Genomic DNA, 17,585 nt, shown 5'->3' on the forward strand with positions numbered 1-17,585 from the left:
GCGGGGCGGGTCGCGCCCCGTCGCGGCATGCATCCCCGGGCTGCGCTTCCCCCCGGCTGGCGCGGGCGGCCGGGGAACCCAGATATCCGGCATGACCGAGAGCGCCCCGCTGCGGGACTTCCTCCACCGCCATCCCCGCCTTTTCGTGCTGACCGGTGCCGGGTGCAGCACCAGTTCGGGCATTCCCGACTATCGCGACGCTGACGGGCAATGGAAACGCGCGCAGCCCGTCACCTTTCAGGCTTTCACCGGCAGCCACGCCACGCGGCAACGCTACTGGGCGCGCAGCCTGATCGGCTGGCGCACCTTTGGCCGGGTACAGCCCAACGGCACGCACGCGGCGCTGGCCCGGCTGGAAGCGCAGGGCCGGAGCGAGCTGCTGCTGACGCAGAACGTGGACCGCCTGCACCAGGCCGCCGGCAGCCGGCGGGTGATCGACCTGCATGGGCGGCTGGACGTGGTGCGCTGCCTGCGCTGCGACGCCACCCTCCCGCGCGAGGCACTGCAGGCGGAACTGGCGCGTCGCAACCCGGACTGGGCCGCGCTCGACGCCGCGGAAGCGCCGGACGGCGACGCCGACCTGGACGGGCCGGACTTCTCCACTTTCGACATACCGGACTGCGCGCAGTGCGGCGGCTTGCTGAAGCCCGACGTCGTGTTCTTCGGCGAGAACGTGCCCAAGCCCCGCGTCGAGGAGGCTTTCGCGGCGCTGGAGCGGGCCGACGCGATGCTGATCGTCGGCTCCTCGTTGATGGTGTGGTCGGGCTTCCGCTTCGTGCAGGCGGCCGCCCGCGCCGGATTGCCGATGGCGGCGGTGAACCTGGGCCGCACCCGTGCCGATGCCCTGCTGAGCCTGAAGGTCGAACAGCCTTGTACGGAAGCCCTGGCCTTCCTGCTGCACGACCCTGCCCTCGCCGGAAGCGCTCTGCCGTCGACCGTTTCTTGAGGCGGTGGAAGCAGCAAGCCGGGGGGAAGTATCCCCCCGGTCCCCCTTCTATTTTCGGGAGTCTGGGGGAGCACCCGTGGCCGCCGGCGCGCTCAACTCCTAAAAAAAGGAGGGGGACCGGGGGAGTTCACTCCCCCGGCCTTCCCTGCCCGATCCCCCCCGCCATCACAGGCCGAGCCGCGAGCGGGCAGCCCGTTCCTCCAGGATTTCCAGCCCGGCGCCTACGGCGGCGGCGAACCAGCGCCAGGGCCAGCGCGGACGGCGCATGTTGAACCAGCGCAGCCGCACATCCTCGCCGAAGCGGCCGTGGATCTCGGCGTGCAGCTCGCCCAGCCGGTCGGCCAGGCCCAGCGCCACGGCCTCGCGCCCAGTCCAGAAGCGGCCGCTGAACAGTTCCGCCTCCTCGCCGCGCAGGTGCGCGCCGCGGCGGCTGCGGACCCAGTGCTTGAACTCCTCGTGCAGGCCGGCGAGCAGGTCGCGCAGCCGTTCCTGCTGCGCCGCCTCGGCCGGGCGGAACGGGTCCAGGAAGGCCTTCTGCTCGCCGGCGGTGACCAGGCGCCGCTCGATGCCCAGCTTGTCCAGCGCCTCGGTGAAGCCGAAGCCCTGCGAGATCACGCCGATGGAGCCCAGGATGGAGGAGGCGTCGCACACGATCTCGTCCGCGGCGCAGGCGATCCAATAGCCGCCCGAGGCGCCGGTGTCCTCGATGCAGGCCACCACCGGCACGCCGCGCGCTTCGGCCAGCCGCCGGATGCGCGCGGCGATCAGCGAGGACTGCACCGGCGAGCCGCCGGGCGAATTGATCGCCAGCACCACCCCCGCCAGCCGCGGCGCCTTGAAGGCGGCTTCGAGCACGGGGGCCAGGGCCGCGGCGCTCAAGCCGGCGTCGCCCAGTCCGGGCAGGCGCGGCCCCACCACGCCGGACAGGCGCAGCACGGCGACGCAGGGGCGACGGTCGAGAAAGGGAAGGCGCAAGGGCGGGAACTCGCTGGGGGAGGGGGCGGGGAGCCGCCGCGGGCGCCAGCCGGCGAGGCGGCCGATCCTAGACCCGATCCGCCCGGGCCGGAACCGGGTGGCCGCCCGAAGGTCAGGCCTGCGGCCGGTCGGGCGGGTTGGCCGGCCCGCCGGCACGGCCCTCGCCCGCGGCGTCCTCGGCCAGCGTGTCCACGTCCAGCAGGATCAGCGTCGTCGCCCGCAGGTGTTCGGCCAGCAGCTCCGACGCCGCCGGCACGTCGCGCGACACGGTGGCCTCCATGATGGCGCGATGCTCGCGGGCGAGGTCGCGGCCCTGGCGTGCCAGGGGAATGGACAAACGCCGGTAGCGTTCGCTCTGGGCATAGAGCGTGTCGCGCAGCCGCAGCAGCCAGGGGCTGCCGCAGCCGGCGACGAGGGCGCGGTGGAACTCGGCATGCGCCACGGCCCAGGCTTCACAGACCCGGCCGGGGTCCTCCGGCTCGCGCTCGGGCAGCCGGATCATCCGGTGGTGGGCGGCGACGATCGCGGTTTCCCATTCCACGCTGCCGCATTCGACGGCGCGGTGCAGGCAGCGCAGCTCCACCTCGATGCGCACCTCGGTGAGGTCGCGCAGCTCGGTGGCCGAGATCGGCGCCACGCGGAAGCCGCGCTGCGGTTCCGCCACCACCAGCCCTTCGGCCGTGAGGCGGGACAGGGCCTCGCGCACGGCGCCCAGGCTGACCGAAAGGGAGGCGCAGAGTTCGTTGATCTTCAGGCGCTCCCCGGGCCGCAGTCGGCAGGCGAGCAGGTCAGCGCGCAAGCGTTCGTAGATGGACTGGGTCAGGCTCAGGCCCGGCGTGTCGCGCGGCATCGCAACCTCCTACCACCTCCCGGCATAAAGTCCATTGTTCAACAAAATATCTATTTTATTTTGACAGCTCGGCGCGCTTGCCCGCATGCTGCCGGCAACAGGGGGGAGAGCAATCAGGATGCGCTTCGTGGCATTCCGCAGCGGCACCGGGACGGGACTGGGCGTGGCGGCACCCGATGGCGGCTTCCGCGGCCTGATGGCGGGCGAGAGCGGCTATCCCGGCGCGCTCGACACGCTGGTGGCGCGGGGCGGCACGGCGCTGGCGGAGGCCGGGCGCGCCCTGCTCGCCGGGAAGCCGGTGGACCTCGACGCGGTGGAGCTGCTGCCGCCGCTGGCCAACCCGGGCAAGATCATCTGCGTCGGTCTCAATTACGCCGACCACTCGGCCGAGAGCGGCTTCACGCTGCCGACCTATCCCACGATCTTCGCGCGCTGGGCGTCCAGCCTGATCGGCCACGGCGCGCCCATCCTGCGGCCGCGGGTGTCGGACCAGCTGGATTTCGAGGGCGAGTTCGTCGCCGTGATCGGCCGCGGCGGGCGGCACATCTCCAAGGCGACGGCGCTGGACCACGTGGTCGGCTACTCGCTGTTCAACGACGCGTCCGTGCGCGACTTCCAGATGAAGGCGCCGCAGTGGACGGTGGGCAAGAACTTCGACGCCACCGGCGCCTTCGGCCCCTTCCTGGTCACGGCGGACGAACTGCCGCCGGGCTGCCGCGGCCTGCGGCTGCAAACACGCCTGAACGGCGAGGTGGTGCAGCAGGCCTCCACCGACGACCTCGTCTTCGACGTGGCGACGCTGGTGTCGACGCTGAGCGAGGCGGTGACGCTGTCGCCGGGTGACATCATCGTCACCGGCACGCCGGCGGGCGTCGGCATGGCGCGCAAGCCGCCGCTGTGGATGAAGCCCGGCGACGTTTGCGAGGTGGAGGTCGAGGGGCTGGGCGTGCTGCGCAACCCGATCGCCGACGAGCAGGGCCGCCAGCGCGCGGCCGCTTGAGGGGGCGTCGGCGTCCCACCCGGTCCGGCGGTGCCGGGAAGGCGGGCCAGGGCGGCGGTGCAACGTCCGGGCGAGGATCACGCGAAACGGGCATCCAGGCCCGCAACGACGTCGTGCGGAGCCTTCGTGCTCCGGGGAAGGAGGAAACGATGACGGCTATCGGCGGCTTCAAGCCGGCCTCACGGCGCGACGGCGCCCTCGGCGTCCACTCGGTGGGCGAGTTCGTGCTCACCGTGCCGGAGGTGGAGAAGGCGGAGCATTTCTACGGCGCCTTCGGGCTGGACGCGCGGGCAAATGGCGACCAGCTGTCGCTGCACACGGCGGGCGATGGCTACCGCTGGGGCCGCGTGGTGCCGGGCGCGCGCAAGGCGATGCACCACCTGAGCTTCCATTGCTGGGAAGAGGACCTGCCGCGCTTCCGCACCCATGTGGAAAGCTGCGGCGTCAAGCTGCTGGACCCGCCGCCGGGCTTCGAGAGCAACGGGCTGTGGTTCCGCGACATGGACGGCACGCTGGTGGAAATCCGCGTCGGCGTGAAGACGCAGCCCGACAGCCGCACACCGATGCAGCTGGCGCCCACCGAGACCGGCATCCGCAACGCGCCTTACCGGCGCAACGCGTCCCGCGCCGTGCCGAAGCGGCTGAGCCACATCCTGCACTTCACCCCCGACGTGCTGGGCGCGATCCGCTTCTACGAGCGCGTGCTGGGGCTGCGGCTGTCCGACCGCTCCGCCGACCTGGTGGCCTTCCTGCACGCCATCCACGGCAGCGACCACCATGTCATGGCCTTCGCCAAGTCCAACGCGCCGGGGCTGCACCACCTGAGCTGGGACGTGCCGTCGCTGAACGACATCGGCCTGGGCGCCATGGCAATGGCCGACAAGGGCTACGATCGCGGCTGGGGCTTCGGGCGTCACGTGCTGGGCTCGAACTACTTCCACTACGTGCGCGATCCCTGGGGCAGCTACTGCGAATACTCTTCGGACATGGACTACGTGCCGGGCACGATGGACTGGGAAGGGCGCGAGCACCCGCCGGAGGACGGCTTCTTCCTGTGGGGCCCCAACCCGCCCCCGGACTTCATCCACAACTACGAGGCCGGTCCCGCCTGAGCGGAACTGGCCTGATCTGACGGGATTTCCGGTTTCCCGCAGCAGAACGGGAACCGTGCGGAGGAAATGAAGCGATGATCACCCGACGGCACCTCGTCGCGGGCGCGGTGGCGCTCGGCCTGCTCGGCATCGCGCCGCTGCGGGCGCAGGACAACTACCCGACCCACGCGATCCAGATCGTGAACCCCTACCCGGCGGGCAATTCCACGGACCTGCTGACGCGCGCCCTGGCGGCCGGACTGTCGCCCCGCCTGGGCCAGCCCGTGGTGGTGGTGAACCGCGACGGCGCCTCGGGCGCGGTGGGCTCGGCCTCGGTCGCGCGGGCGCCGGCGGATGGCTACACGCTGCTCTTCGCGCCGGCGCTGGTGTCCTCGGTGCTGCCGATCACCCAGCCCAATTCCGGCCTGCGGGCGAATTCCATGCGGCCGGTGTGCCAGATGTTCAGCAACGCCCAGGCCATCGCGGTGCGGCCGGATTCCCGCTTCCGCAACCTCGCGGAGCTGGTGGCCGCGGCGCGGGCGGAGCCGGGGCGCATCACCTACGGCACGCTGGGCGTCGCTTCCATCCCGCACCTCGCGATCGTGCAATGGGCCGACCTCGCGCGGGTGGAGCTGGCGCACGTGCCCTACCGGGCGGATTCCACGGTGCTGACGGAGGTCACCACCGGGCGGATTGAGCTCGGCGCCATCGTGCTGGCCTCCGCCGCGGGGCGGGAGGATGTGCGGCTGCTGGCGGTGTTCGACACGCAGCGGCATCCGGACTTCCCCGACGTGCCCACGGCCATCGAGCAGGGCTTCGACGTGGCGCCCACCAGCTTCGGCGGCCTGTTCGCCCCGGTGGGCGTGCCGGAAGCGCGGTTAGCCAAGCTGGAATCCGCCTGTGCCGCCGTGGCCACGGATGCCGGCTATCGCACCGCCGCGCGCAACGGCACGCAGCCGGCGAACTACCACCTTGGCGCGGCAGAATTCGCGCGGCGGATCGCCGCCGACGTGGAGCAGAAAACGGCGCTGCTGCGACGCGTCCAGGTGGATTGAGGGTGCGCACGGAACGGGAGGGGACGATGCGGATGGAACGGCGGCGGGCAAGCCTGCCACGCCGGATGCTACTGGGCGGCGCCCTGGCAGGTCTGGCGGCGGGGCGGGCGGGGTGGTCGCGGCCGAGGCGCTGGCCCATGCGCGGCCCGACGGGCAGACCGCGCTGCTGCTGAACAACAGTCACGCCGCTTCCGCCGCCATTTTCCGCCGCCTGCCCTACGATCCCGTGTCGGACTTCGCCCCCGCCACGGTGGTGGCCAACGGGCCGCTGGTGGTGCTGACCGCGCCGAATGGACCGCTCACCGACCTCGCCGCGCTGATCGCCGCGGCGCGGGCGCGGCCGGAAGCGCTGAACGTCGCCACCGTGGGCGTCGGCAGCACGCAGCACTTCGTGTCCGCGGCGCTGGAAGCGGCGGCCGGGATCAAGCTGACCCATGTTCCCTACGGCAGCACGCCGGCGGCGCTGGTGGCGCTGCGCGGCGGCGAGGTGCAGGTGGTGGTAGAAACGGCCGGCGCCGTGCTGGGCCAGCTGCGCGCCAACGAGGCGCGGGCCGTGGCAGTGTCCAGCGTGGCGCGCTCGGAAATCCTGCCCGACGTGCCCAGCGTGGCGGAAGCGGGGCTGCCCGGCTTCGACGTGTCCACCTGGTACATGCTGGCCTTTCCCGCCGGTACGCCGGAGCCGGTGCTGGCGCAGATGCAGGCGGAGATGGCGCGCGCCCTGGCCGGGCCGGAGCTGCGACGGCAGATCGTGGGCCTCGGCCTCGTGCCCGTGGCGGGCACGCCGGACGCGGCGCGCACGCTGCTCGGGCAGCAGGTGGCGCGCGCGCGGGAGCTGCGCGCGGCGGCCGGGATCCCGCAGCAGTGAGCAGCGCGGGGGAGGAACTGCCCCAGGGGTTCGCCGACCGCCTGCTGATCCGCGACCTGGTGGAGAACTGGGCGATCTGGCGCGACACTGGCGACTGGGCGCGGCTGCGGAGCTGCTGGCACGCGGAAGGTCGCATGGTCGCGACCTGGTTCGAGGGCAGCGCCGACGAGTTCGTGGCCTTGTGCCGCGGCGGCTTCGAGCGCGGCGTGATGGCACAGCACGTCCTCGGCGCCACGGCGGCCGAGGTGGTGGGCACGCGCGCCGTGGCGCAAACGCGCATGACCATCCACCAGCGCGCCGCGGTGCACGGGGTGGAATGCGACGCCGCCTGCTTGGGCCGCTTCGTGGACCTGCTGGAAAAGCGCGAGGGCGTCTGGGGCATCCTGCTGCGCCAGCCCGTCTACGAGAAGGACTGGCTGAGCCCGGTGGCGCCGGATGCGCAGCTCTCGCTGGACCCGGCGCTGCTGGCGCGTTTCCCGGCCGGCTATCGCCATCTCGGCTACCTGCAAACCGCCGAAGGGCGGCAGGTCCGCACCGACCTGCCGGGCTTTTCCGGCCCGGCGGCGGACGCGTTGCGGGCGCGCTGCGCGGATTGGCTGGCACGGCGCGACGGAACCGTGCCGTGAGCGGGGCCGGGATGCTACATACGGAAGTGCTGGTGATCGGCGGCGGGCCGGTGGGCCTGGCGTTGGCGGCGGAACTGGGCGGGCGCGGCATCCGCACCCTGGTGGCGGAGCAGAACCTGCGCCACGCCCGCCAGCCGCGCGCCAAGACCACCAACGTGCGGTCCATGGAGCACATGCGCCGCTGGGGGTTGGCGGAGCGGCTGCGCGCCAGTTCGCCGCTGCCGCCGGACTACCCGACCGACATCATCTTCGCCACCCGGCTGTTCGGGCCACGGCTGGCGCGGATCGAGAACGCCTTTTTCGGCGCCCCGGGCCGCAACGAGCTGTATTCCGAGCACGCGCAATGGGTGCCGCAATACACGGTGGAGGCCGTGCTGCGCGACCACCTCGCCACGCTGCCCGCGGTCACCACGCGCTTCGGCCTGCGGCTGGACGCGCTGCATCAGGACGGCGGCACGGCCAAGGCGGTGCTGGCCGATACGGCGACGGGCGAGGCGCTGCGGGTGGGCGCGGACTACCTGGTCGGCGCGGACGGCTCCCGCAGCGCGGTGCGTGGTGCGCTGGGCATCCGCATGCGCGGGGAACACGCCTTCGCGCAGAACTACAACTTGGTGATCCGCGCCCCGGCGCTGCGCGAAGCCTTCGCCGCCGGCCGCTCCATCATGTACTGGCTGGTCAACCCGGATTGCGCGGCCATCGCCGGTCCGATGGACGAGGGCGATACCTGGTATTTCGGCTTTCCCGTGCCGAACGGCGCGCCGCCGCTGAGCGAGGCCGAGCTGCAGGCGCGCATGACCGCCGCCTTCGGCCGCGACGTGGGGGCCGAGATCCTCACGGTCGACACCTGGGCGGCGCACAGCCTCCTCGCCGACCGCTACCGCGACGGCCGCGCCTTCCTGGCCGGCGATGCCTGCCACCTGCATCCGCCTTTCGGCGGCTACGGCATGAACCTGGGCATCGCGGACGCGGTGGATCTCGGCTGGAAGCTGGCGGCCCGGCTGCGCGGCTGGGGCGGCGAGGCGCTGCTGGACAGCTACGAGTCGGAGCGCCGCCCCGTGCACCGCCGGGTGATCGAGGAGGCGGTGGCCAACTACGCCATGCTGGCACCCAACCTGCTGCGCCCCGGGCTGGAGGAGCCGGGCGCGGCGGGCGAGGTGGCGCGCCGGGCGGTGGGCGAGCTGATCCTGGCGCACAAGCCGCGCGAGTTCCGCACCCTCGGCGTGGTGCTGGGCAGCCATTATTCCGGCTCGCCCGCCGTGGTGCCGGATGGCACCCCGCCGCCGCCCGACACGGTGACGGATTACGTGCCCAGCGCGCATCCCGGCTGCCTGGCGCCGCATCTGTGGCTGCGCGACGGCGCATCCCTCTATGACCGCTTCGGCCCCGGCTTCACGCTGCTGGTCACCGCGCCGGGCGCCGACACGGCGGAGTTCGAGCGGGCGGCGCGGGAGTTGGGCGTGCCGCTGCGCGTCCTGGCGCCCGGGGATGAGCGCCTCTTCGCGCTCTACGGCGCGCCTCTCGCCCTGATCCGCCCCGACCAGCACGTGGCCTGGCGCGGCGACGCGACGACCGATGCGGCAGCGGTGCTGCGCCGGGCCTGCGGTCGCGAAGGCGCGGCGCCGGCCCTGCCGCATTCCATCACCTCGGAGGTTTCGGCATGACGTGCAGCCTGCGGCGACGCTCCCTTCTGGCGGCTGGTTCCGCACTGACCCTGCCCGCGCTGGCACGCGGCGCGGCGGCGCAGGCGGCTTTCCCGTCGCGCCCGGTGCGGCTGATGCTGGGTGTGCCGCCGGGCGGTGCGCCGGACGTGGCGGCGCGGCTGATGGCGGATGCCTTGTCGGCGCGCTGGCGCCAGCCGGTGGTGGTGGACAACCGCCCGGCCGGCAATGGCAACATCGCGGCCCAGGCGGTGGCACGAGGCGAGGCGGACGGCCACACGCTGCTGATGGCGCAGGCCTCCATCCTGGTGCTGAACGACCTGGTGATGCGCGACGTGCCCTTCGACGTGGAGCGCGACTTCGTGCCGATCGCGCTGCTGATGGTCACGCCCTTCATGCTCGCCGCGGCGCCGGGACTGCCGGCCTCCAACCTGGCGGAGCTGCGGGAACTGGCGCGGGCGCGCGGCGGACGGATGACCTTCGCCACCAGCGGCGCCGCCAACCTGCCGCGCTTCGCCGGGGAGATGCTGAAATCGGCGCTGGGCATCGAGATGAGCAACGTCGCCTATTCCAGCGTGCCCAACGCCATCCAGGACACCGCGATGGGCCGCACCGACTTGGTGATCGACGGCACGCCGGTGATCACGCCGCAGGTGCGCGGCGGCACGCTGAAGCCGATCGCCGTCACCTCCGCCGAGCGCTTCCCGATGCTGGAGGACATCCCGGTGGTGGCGGAAACCGTGCCGGGCTTCCGCTCGGTGGGCTGGTTCGGGCTGGTGGGGCCGCGGGCGATGCCGGCGCCGGCGGTGCAGCGCGTGGCGGCGGATATGCGGGCCGTGCTGGAAGCGCCGGAAATCCGCGGCCGGTTGCTGCGCGACTTCGGCGCGGCGGTGGTGGCCAACTCGCCGGCGGAGTTCGCGGGCTTCCTGACCGCGGAACGGCAGCTCTACCGTGGGCTGGTGCGGGGTTCCGGCGTCACCATGGACTGAGGCGCGGTTGCGCCCTGCCGGCCGTCAGGGGGCCGCAGCCAGGCGCGCCAGGGTGTCCGGCTGCACTGGTATGGCTCAGCCGGGTCCAGGCAGCTATGCCTTCCTGCTGGCGCCCATCGTGGTGGTGGGCGTCCGCTGAATGCAGGCTCGGCTTTCTCGCGGCGAGCGGGCGAGGGGCGGACGGGGCCGTCCGACACGTCGGACGGCCCCGTCCGGATGCGCCACTGAAGCGCCGCCCTGGCCAGCAGCCTGCTCGCCGGCCTCGAACTCGCTCGTAACGGCCAGCTACGCATCGAACAAGAACAGCCGTTCGGGACAATCCTCCTCGCTGCAGCACAGCCCACGCCGGTGTTACAAGGCGCAGTATAGTAATTACACGGGGGAGACGAAGGGTTGGGAGCGAGTGTTCGAAGCCCGCCTATAGCTCCAGTCAGCTCCTAGACCAACTTTCTCCCAGCAGGTACAGGCCGCACAGAAGCGCATGTGCGGCCTGGGTTTTTGGTCGCAGGGTTGATGATGCGATTTCGGAATGAGGGCTGAATGCTCTTTACGGAGCACATTTCGTCCGAGGGTTGGGAGTTGGGCGATTTGGTCTACGAGCTTCAAAGCATTCATGAGCCCGTCGTTTGGGCGTTCTGGGTGTCATGGCAAAACCCCTTCTTCCAGACGAGCTCTGTGCAGCGACCGAGCCGCTGCTGCCGTCGAAGCAGTTCGAGCCGAAAGGGGTCGATCCCGTCTGGCAGACCGAGCAGCATCTGGAAGGAGCGTCATGGGGCAGATACTGCTATGAGCGGGCAAGGCGGCGGTACCAAGCCGCAGCGTTGTCACTTCAGCGACGCAACAAACTGCGGAGTGTCTCATGGTGATCGCCGACCTGTTCTCCGCGCCCGACGGTATCCTCAGCCTCGCGCCTGCGAACAAGGCGGAGCTTCTCGCTATGCTCGCCGCCGAAGCGGCCAGCCGTCTCGGCCGCGCGAAGGAGGATATCCTGCAGCCGCTGCTGGCGCGTGAGAAGCTGGGTTCCACTGCCCTGGGCCGCGGTGTCGCGTTGCCACACTCGCGGCTGGACTGGCTGCAGGAACCACTGGCGATCCTTGTCCGCCTGACCCGGCCCATCGACTTCGAAGCCCGGGACGATGAGTTGGTGGACCTCGTCTTTCTCGTCCTCTGGCCGGAATCGGAACCGGAGGGCTTCCTGCCCGCATTAGCCGGCATCTGCCGCGCCTTGCGGGACGACCAGCTACCGCGCCAGCTTCGGCGGGCCGGTTCCAGCGCTGAGGCACTGGCAAGGCTGCAGGAGGCGGATCGCCTGGACCCTGACGCACAGCCCTGACACCAGTCGTGGGCCCACCCTGAGGATCCACCCCTTCGACTTTTGACCAAAGGACGGCGCCCATTGCCCGACGCCCTCTTTCTTTCGGCTGCCATTGGCTTGCCCTATCTCGGCGCCGTCGTAGTGGCTCTGCTGCCGCGCAACGGGCGGAAGCTGGAATCCTGGATTGCCGGGGGCGTGGCACTGCTGGCCCTGGCGTCGGTCTGGGCGCTCTGGCCTTCCGTTGCCGCGGGGCAGGTGCCGCGGCTGGAACTGCCCTGGGCGCCGGAGCTCGGACTGACCCTGGTGCTGCGGATGGATGGGCTCGCCGGGGTCTTCGCCGCCATGGTGGCGGGCATCGGCTTCCTGGTGGTGCTCTACGCCCGCTACTACATGTCGCCGGACGACCCGATCCCGCGCTTCTTCGCCTTCCTGCTCTTCTTCATGGGCTCGATGATGGGGCTGGTGCTCTCGGGCAACCTGGTCCAGCTCGTCTTCTTCTGGGAACTGACGAGCCTCTTCTCCTTCCTGCTGATCGGCTACTGGCAGCAATCGGCCGCGGCGCGGGACGGGGCCCGCATCGCGCTGACGGTCACGGCGGGCGGCGGCCTGGCGCTGTTCGCTGGCATGCTGCTGGTGGGGCATATCGTCGGCTCCTACGACCTGGACCGCGTCCTGGCCTCGGGCAACGTCATCCGCGAACACCCGCTCTACACCCCGGCGCTGGTGCTGATCCTGCTGGGTGCCTTGACGAAGAGCGCGCAGTTCCCGTTCCATTTCTGGCTGCCGCAGGCGATGGCGGCGCCCACGCCCGTTTCGGCGTACCTGCACTCCGCCACGCTGGTGAAGGCCGGGATCTTCCTGATGGCCCGGTTCTGGCCGGTGCTGGCCGGCACGGAGGAGTGGTTCTGGATCGTCGGCACCTGCGGCACGATCACGCTGCTGCTCGGCGCCTATGTCGCCATCTTCCAGCACGACCTGAAAGGGCTGCTGGCCTATTCCACCATCAGCCATCTCGGGCTGATCACGCTGCTGTTGGGACTGAACAGCCCGTTGGCGATGGTGGCCGCGATCTTCCACACCATGAACCATGCGACATTCAAGGCCTCGCTCTTCATGGCCGCCGGTATCATCGACCACGAGACGGGCACGCGCGACATCCGGCGCCTGTCCGGCCTCAACCGGTCCATGCCCTTCACCGCGCGCCTCGCCCTGGTGGCCGCCGCCGCCATGGCCGGCGTGCCGCTGCTGAACGGCTTCATCTCCAAGGAGATGTTCTTCACGGAGGCACTGACCGCCTCCTCGGCCCCCACCGCGCTGCACACCGTGCTGCCGATCGCGGCGCTGCTGGCCAGCATGCTGGCCGTCGCCTACTCCCTGCGCTTCATCCACGGCGCCTTCTTCGGCCCTGATACGGATGACCTGCCCCACACCCCGCACGAGCCGCCGCAATGGATGCGCGTGCCGGTGGAGATTCTGGTCTTCCTCTGCATGGTGGTGGGGATCCTGCCCGCCGCCACGGTGGGGCCGTACCTGGATGTCGCGGTCCGGTCCGTGCTGGGGAGCGCGACGCCGGAATACAGCTTGGCGGTGTGGCACGGCTTCAACCTGCCGCTGGTGATGAGCCTCATCGCGCTGGCGCTCGGCGTGCTGCTCTACCGCCTGCTCCAGCGCCACTTCGACGCCGGCGTGGAAGGCACGCCCCTGATCCGCGGCCTGGATGGCCGGCGGATCTTCGACCGCGTGATGGTCTTCCTGTCCTGGCGCTTTGCCCGAACGCTGGAGCGGCTTCTCCGCACCAGCCGGCTGCAGATGCAACTGCGGCTGATGGTCTGTGCCGCCTTCGCGGCGGCGGCGCTGACCCTGGTGCCCCACGGACTTCGGCTGGGCGGCGTGACGCTGACGCGGGTGGACCCGGTGGTGGCGCTGATCTGGCTGGTGGGCGCGGGCTGCGCCATTGGCGCCGCCTACCAAGCCAAGTACCACCGGCTTGCCACGCTGGTGCTGCTGGGCGGCACCGGCCTGGCCACCTGCCTCACCTTCGTGTGGTTCTCCGCCCCCGACCTGGCGGTGACCCAGCTGCTGGTGGAGGTCGTGACCACGGTTCTGCTGCTGCTGGGGCTGCGCTGGCTGCCGAAGCGGGTGGAGTTCACCGACGCGTCCCGCGCCCTCCTGCCCCGGCTGCGCCGCGCGCGGGACCTCGTGATCGCGGTCGCTGCCGGTGCCGGACTGACGGCGGTGTCCTACGCCACGATGACGCGCCCCTCTCCGGAGGGCATCTCCCGCCACTTCCTGGAGCGCGCCTATACGGAGGGTGGCGGCACCAACGTGGTGAACGTCATCCTGGTGGACTTCCGCGGCTTCGACACGCTGGGGGAGATCACCGTGCTCGGCATCGTCGCGCTGACGGTGTTCGCGCTGCTGCGCCGCTTCCGCCCGGCGCCCGAGAGCACCGGCGTGCCGGATCAGCAGCAGGGCGGCGACGGCAACTGGCTGCTGGTGCCGGGCGTCATCATGCGGCTGATCTTTCCGGTGATCCTGGCCATCGCGGTTTTCGTGCTGCTGCGGGGGCACGACCTGCCCGGCGGCGGCTTTGCGGCGGGGCTGATGATGTCCGCGGCCATCCTGTTGCAGTACATGGCCGGTGGCACGCGATGGGTGGACGACCACCTGCGCGTCCGCCCGCTGCGCTGGATGGGTGCCGGCCTGCTGCTGGCGGCGGGCACGGGCGCCGCCGCCATGGCGGTGGGGCGTCCCTTCCTGACCTCCTACTTCGCCTACGCGGACCTCGGCTGGCTCGGCAAGCTGCCGATGGCCAGCGCGGTCCTGTTCGACCTCGGCGTGTTCGCGCTGGTCTTCGGCGCCACGGTGCTGATGCTGATCGCCATCGCGCACCAGTCCGTGCGCAGCCCGAAGCCGGCCCGCCCCGTGCCCCCGGACCGCGCGCCGCCCAGATCTGCCATCGCGGGAGACGACTGATGGAATTCATCCTCGCCCTTTCCATCGGCGTGCTCGGCGGGTCCGGGGTGTGGCTGCTGATGCGGCCGCGCACCTTTCAGCTCATCATCGGGCTATCGCTGCTCTCCTACGCCGTGAACCTGTTCATCTTCAGCATGGGGCGCTTTCCCGTAGGCCGGCCCCCGATCCTGGAACCCGGCACCGTCGGCGATCCGGCCGCCTTCGCCGACCCGCTGCCGCAATCCCTGGTGCTGACCGCCATCGTCATCGGCTTCGCCACCACGGCTCTCTTCCTCGTGGTGATGATGGTCGCCCGCGGGTTGACCGGCGGCGACCACGTGGACGGCCGGGGACCGGGGCGGTGAACGGCTGGATGCAGCACCTGGCGGTGCTTCCCATCGCCATCCCGTTGCTCGCGGGCGCGATCATGATCCCGCTGGAAGACCAGCGCGGCCGGGTGCGGGCCGCCCTCGGCATCGCCTCGGCGCTGGCCCTGGTGGTGATCAGCGCCGTGCTGGCCTGGCAGGCGCATGCCGGCACCGGGGCCACCACCATCTACCGCCTGGGCGACTGGCCCGTGACCTTCGGCATCGTGCTGGTGGTGGACCGGCTTTCCGCGCTGATGCTGGTGCTGACGGCGGTGCTGGGCTTTTGCGCCCTGCTGTTCTCCCTGGCGCGATGGCAGCGGATGGGGGTGCATTTCCACCCGCTCTTCCAGTTCCAGCTGATGGGCCTCAACGGCGCCTTCCTGACCGGCGACCTGTTCAACCTCTTTGTCTTCTTCGAGGTTCTGCTGGCCGCCTCCTACGGCCTGGCGCTGCATGGTTCCGGCGTGGCGCGCGTGAAGGCGGGGCTGCACTACATCTCTATCAACCTGGCCGCGTCCCTGCTGTTCCTGATCGGCGTGTCCATGATCTACGGCGTGGCCGGCACGCTGAACATGGCGGACCTTGCCTCGCGCATCCCGGAAATGCCGGCGGAGAACCGGCCGCTGCTGGAAGCGGGTGCGGCCATTCTGGGCCTGGCGTTCCTGGTGAAGGCGGCCATGTGGCCGCTCGGCTTCTGGCTGCTGCCGACCTACGCCGCCGCCAGCCCCCCGGCCGCCGCCATCTTTTCCCTGATGAGCAAGGTCGGCGTGTATGCCGTGCTGCGGCTCTTTCTCCTGCTGTTCGGCGAGGACGCCGGTGTCTCCGCCGGCTTCGGAAGCACCTGGCTCCTGGTGGGCGGCATCCTGTCCATCGGCTTCGGCGCCGTTTCCGTGCTGGCGACGCAGGACCTGTCCCGCCTTGCCGGGGCCTGCGTGCTCATCTCCTCCGGCACGTTGCTGGCCGCAATCGGGGCGGACCAGGTCGCGGTCACCGGCGGGGCATTGATCTACCTGGCCAGCTCGGTGCTCGCGATCGGCGCCCTTTTCCTGCTGATCGAGCTGCTGGAGCGCGGCCGCGAGATCGGCGCCGACGTGCTGGCCGTGACACTGGAGGCCTTCGGGGACGGCGAGGGCGACACCGAGGAGGACGGGGTCGGCTCCGCGATCCCCGGCACTATGGCGATCCTCGGTGTCTCTTTCCTGTGTTGCGCGCTCGTACTGGCAGGGCTGCCGCCGCTCCCGGGTTTCATCGGCAAGTTCGCCATGCTCAACGGTATCCTGAACCCCGGCGGGCTCGGCAACGCGCCGGGCCCCCTCTCGGCCGGTGGCTGGGCGCTGCTGGTGGCACTGGTCCTGTCGGGGTTCGCCACCGTGTTGGCCATGGCGCGCGCGGGCATCCGCAGCCTTTGGGCGACCACGCGCCTCGTCCCGGTCATGGGTGTCATGGAGATTGCGCCGGTCCTGCTGTTGGTCGGGCTTTGCCTAGCCATGACAGCGGGCGCCGGGCCGATCTCGCGCTACATGCAGGCGGCTGCCACGTCCCTGCATGCGCCGCAGGATTACATGCGCGGCGTCATGGGGACCCGGGAATGAGGACGAGACTGCTGCCGCACCCGTTCCTCTCGGCGGGGCTGTTCATCATGTGGCTGCTGCTGCAGCGGGACTTCACGCCGGGGCCGGCGTTGGTGGGCGCCGCCGTGGGGCTGGTGGGGGGCTGGGCGCTGGCGCTACTGCGCCCTGGCCGCCCGCGCATCGGCCGGCCCGGCACGATGCTGCGCCTGGCGGGGCATGTCGCGCTGGATGTGCTTCGCTCCAACCTCGGCGTAGCTCAGGTGATCCTACTGCGGCGCAAGGACCGGCGATCGGGCTTCATCCACATCCAGCTCGCTCTGCGAGAGCCGCAGGCGCTGGCCGTCTTAGCCATCATCCTCACCGCGACCCCGGGGACGGCTTGGGTGGAGTTCAACGCCGAGGAAGGATGGCTGCTGCTGCACATCCTCGATCTGGTGGACGAGGCCGAGTGGGTCCGCATCGTCAAGGAGCGCTACGAGGCGCCGCTGATGGAGATCTTTCGATGAGCCGGGACGTCCTGCACTGGTCACTCCTGTTGGCGCAGATCATGCTGGGTCTTGCTTTCGTCTGCTGCGCGTACCGCGTGGCGCGCGGCCCGCGGGCGCAGGACCGGGTGGTGGGGCTGGATACGCTCTACGTGAACGGCATGCTGTTGTTGCTGACTTTCGGGATCCGCTCCGGCACCGACGTTTATTTTGAGGTCGCTCTTATCATCGCGCTTCTGGGTTTCGTCAGCACGGCCGCTCTGGCGAAGTTCCTGATGCGTGGCGAGGTGATCGAATGAGCTATTCCTCCGAACTGTCGATGCTGGTGGCCATCCCGGTCGCGCTTCTCCTGCTGCTGGGATCTGGGCTGTCGCTCGCCGGCGCCTTGGGTCTGCTGAGCTTGGGAAGTTTCTATGAGCGGCTGCACGCGCCGACGATTGGCACCTCCTGCGGCATGGGCTTCGTGCTGCTTGCCTCCGTGATCTACTTCTCCACCCTCCAGAGCCGGATGGTGATCCATGAGGTACTGATTGCGGTCCTTGTCCTCCTCACCACGCCCGTCACGCTGATGCTTGTCGGCCGGGCTGCACTGCACCGGGACAGGCTGGAGGGCAACCCGGAGGTTCCGCCCACGGCTCGCCCAACGCACGCAGATCAGTCCGGCAGCATCTGATATCCGCCTGGAGCACATGGGCGAAAGGGGTTGCTCCTCCTAGTGGTCTGAGTTAGAAGTTCTCTGTCACATTGGATGGGGTGTAGGGTGGGGCGTCTCTGGTGGGAGGCGTCCATGACCCGTGGCCCGAGAGCGGCAGCGCTGGTGCTGACGGAGGAGGAGC

General features: G+C 70.7%; 17 protein-coding genes. 15 read left to right on the plus strand and 2 right to left on the minus strand.

Annotation, left to right across the window (positions count from 1 at the left end; translation table 11 throughout):
- Positions 1-91 precede the first annotated feature (91 nt).
- Complete coding sequence (locus tag ACLIBK_RS13475; RefSeq protein WP_415387780.1) at positions 92-946, plus strand: NAD-dependent protein deacetylase; 855 nt, start codon at positions 92-94, stop codon at positions 944-946.
- A gap of 165 nt (positions 947-1,111) precedes the next feature.
- Here ACLIBK_RS13475 and ACLIBK_RS13480 read toward each other — a convergent pair whose 3' ends face one another.
- A complete protein-coding gene (locus tag ACLIBK_RS13480; RefSeq protein ID WP_415387781.1) occupies positions 1,112-1,921 on the minus strand; it encodes a S49 family peptidase in 810 nt (269 codons plus the stop codon).
- Between the two features lie 112 nt (positions 1,922-2,033).
- The gene (locus ACLIBK_RS13485) at positions 2,034-2,771 is read right to left on the minus strand and encodes a GntR family transcriptional regulator (protein ID WP_415387782.1); all 738 of its coding nucleotides are present in this window, start codon (positions 2,769-2,771) and stop codon (positions 2,034-2,036) included.
- A 127-nt stretch (positions 2,772-2,898) separates the two neighbouring features.
- Here ACLIBK_RS13485 and ACLIBK_RS13490 point away from each other — a divergent pair, with 127 nt between their 5' ends.
- From ACLIBK_RS13490 to mnhG, 14 genes are all read left to right on the plus strand, one after another.
- Positions 2,899-3,771, plus strand: a complete 873-nt coding sequence (locus ACLIBK_RS13490; RefSeq protein ID WP_415387783.1) for a fumarylacetoacetate hydrolase family protein — start codon at positions 2,899-2,901, stop codon at positions 3,769-3,771.
- Between the two features lie 149 nt (positions 3,772-3,920).
- Positions 3,921-4,883 (plus strand): VOC family protein, encoded by a 963-nt coding sequence (locus ACLIBK_RS13495; protein WP_415387784.1) that lies wholly within the window; start codon positions 3,921-3,923, stop codon positions 4,881-4,883.
- Positions 4,884-4,957: 74 nt separating this feature from the next.
- The gene (locus ACLIBK_RS13500) at positions 4,958-5,917 is read left to right on the plus strand and encodes a Bug family tripartite tricarboxylate transporter substrate binding protein (protein ID WP_415387785.1); all 960 of its coding nucleotides are present in this window, start codon (positions 4,958-4,960) and stop codon (positions 5,915-5,917) included.
- A 112-nt stretch (positions 5,918-6,029) separates the two neighbouring features.
- Complete coding sequence (locus tag ACLIBK_RS13505) at positions 6,030-6,782, plus strand: tripartite tricarboxylate transporter substrate-binding protein (RefSeq protein WP_415387786.1); 753 nt, start codon at positions 6,030-6,032, stop codon at positions 6,780-6,782.
- Positions 6,779-7,408 carry a nuclear transport factor 2 family protein gene (locus ACLIBK_RS13510; protein WP_415387787.1) on the plus strand — a complete coding sequence of 210 codons (630 nt, stop codon included), beginning with the start codon at positions 6,779-6,781 and terminating at the stop codon, positions 7,406-7,408. The genes ACLIBK_RS13505 and ACLIBK_RS13510 overlap by 4 nt, the downstream gene beginning before the upstream one ends.
- 11 nt (positions 7,409-7,419) lie before the next feature.
- Entirely contained in the window at positions 7,420-9,069 is a 1,650-nt protein-coding gene (locus ACLIBK_RS13515) for an FAD-dependent monooxygenase (protein ID WP_415387788.1), read from the plus strand.
- Positions 9,066-10,055: a Bug family tripartite tricarboxylate transporter substrate binding protein gene (locus ACLIBK_RS13520; protein ID WP_415387789.1), complete on the plus strand. Its 990-nt coding sequence runs from the start codon at positions 9,066-9,068 to the stop codon at positions 10,053-10,055. The genes ACLIBK_RS13515 and ACLIBK_RS13520 overlap by 4 nt, the downstream gene beginning before the upstream one ends.
- Positions 10,056-10,914: 859 nt before the next feature.
- On the plus strand, positions 10,915-11,388 hold the full coding sequence (locus ACLIBK_RS13525; RefSeq protein WP_415387790.1) for a PTS sugar transporter subunit IIA: 474 nt from the start codon (positions 10,915-10,917) through the stop codon (positions 11,386-11,388).
- Between the two features lie 63 nt (positions 11,389-11,451).
- Positions 11,452-14,346 carry a monovalent cation/H+ antiporter subunit A gene (locus ACLIBK_RS13530; protein WP_415387791.1) on the plus strand — a complete coding sequence of 965 codons (2,895 nt, stop codon included), beginning with the start codon at positions 11,452-11,454 and terminating at the stop codon, positions 14,344-14,346.
- Positions 14,346-14,690 carry a Na+/H+ antiporter subunit C gene (locus ACLIBK_RS13535; protein ID WP_415387792.1) on the plus strand — a complete coding sequence of 115 codons (345 nt, stop codon included), beginning with the start codon at positions 14,346-14,348 and terminating at the stop codon, positions 14,688-14,690. Before ACLIBK_RS13530 ends, ACLIBK_RS13535 begins: the two co-directional genes overlap by 1 nt.
- Positions 14,687-16,285: a monovalent cation/H+ antiporter subunit D gene (locus tag ACLIBK_RS13540; protein WP_415387793.1), complete on the plus strand. Its 1,599-nt coding sequence runs from the start codon at positions 14,687-14,689 to the stop codon at positions 16,283-16,285. The genes ACLIBK_RS13535 and ACLIBK_RS13540 overlap by 4 nt, the downstream gene beginning before the upstream one ends.
- On the plus strand, positions 16,282-16,770 hold the full coding sequence (locus ACLIBK_RS13545; RefSeq protein ID WP_415387794.1) for a Na+/H+ antiporter subunit E: 489 nt from the start codon (positions 16,282-16,284) through the stop codon (positions 16,768-16,770). The genes ACLIBK_RS13540 and ACLIBK_RS13545 overlap by 4 nt, the downstream gene beginning before the upstream one ends.
- On the plus strand, positions 16,767-17,048 hold the full coding sequence (locus tag ACLIBK_RS13550) for a K+/H+ antiporter subunit F (protein ID WP_415387795.1): 282 nt from the start codon (positions 16,767-16,769) through the stop codon (positions 17,046-17,048). The genes ACLIBK_RS13545 and ACLIBK_RS13550 overlap by 4 nt, the downstream gene beginning before the upstream one ends.
- Positions 17,045-17,422 carry a monovalent cation/H(+) antiporter subunit G gene (mnhG, locus tag ACLIBK_RS13555; protein ID WP_415387796.1) on the plus strand — a complete coding sequence of 126 codons (378 nt, stop codon included), beginning with the start codon at positions 17,045-17,047 and terminating at the stop codon, positions 17,420-17,422. Before ACLIBK_RS13550 ends, mnhG begins: the two co-directional genes overlap by 4 nt.
- Positions 17,423-17,585 lie beyond the last annotated feature (163 nt).

Origin of the sequence: Roseomonas sp. BN140053, assembly GCF_047690175.1 — a bacterium.
Taxonomy (GTDB): Bacteria; Pseudomonadota; Alphaproteobacteria; order Acetobacterales; family Acetobacteraceae; genus Roseomonas.

Bases quoted from the DNA above. Each gene is read 5' to 3' on its own strand.
- ACLIBK_RS13475 (WP_415387780.1), top strand. From the start codon at position 92: ATGACCGAGAGCGCCCCGCTGCGGGACTTCCTCCACCGCCATCCCCGC.
- ACLIBK_RS13485 (WP_415387782.1), bottom strand. From the start codon at position 2,771: ATGCCGCGCGACACGCCGGGCCTGAGCCTGACCCAGTCCATCTACGAA.
- ACLIBK_RS13495 (WP_415387784.1), top strand. From the start codon at position 3,921: ATGACGGCTATCGGCGGCTTCAAGCCGGCCTCACGGCGCGACGGCGCC.
- ACLIBK_RS13500 (WP_415387785.1), top strand. From the start codon at position 4,958: ATGATCACCCGACGGCACCTCGTCGCGGGCGCGGTGGCGCTCGGCCTG.
- ACLIBK_RS13515 (WP_415387788.1), top strand. From the start codon at position 7,420: ATGCTACATACGGAAGTGCTGGTGATCGGCGGCGGGCCGGTGGGCCTG.
- ACLIBK_RS13520 (WP_415387789.1), top strand. From the start codon at position 9,066: ATGACGTGCAGCCTGCGGCGACGCTCCCTTCTGGCGGCTGGTTCCGCA.
- ACLIBK_RS13525 (WP_415387790.1), top strand. From the start codon at position 10,915: ATGGTGATCGCCGACCTGTTCTCCGCGCCCGACGGTATCCTCAGCCTC.
- ACLIBK_RS13535 (WP_415387792.1), top strand. From the start codon at position 14,346: ATGGAATTCATCCTCGCCCTTTCCATCGGCGTGCTCGGCGGGTCCGGG.
- ACLIBK_RS13545 (WP_415387794.1), top strand. From the start codon at position 16,282: ATGAGGACGAGACTGCTGCCGCACCCGTTCCTCTCGGCGGGGCTGTTC.
- ACLIBK_RS13550 (WP_415387795.1), top strand. From the start codon at position 16,767: ATGAGCCGGGACGTCCTGCACTGGTCACTCCTGTTGGCGCAGATCATG.
- mnhG (WP_415387796.1), top strand. From the start codon at position 17,045: ATGAGCTATTCCTCCGAACTGTCGATGCTGGTGGCCATCCCGGTCGCG.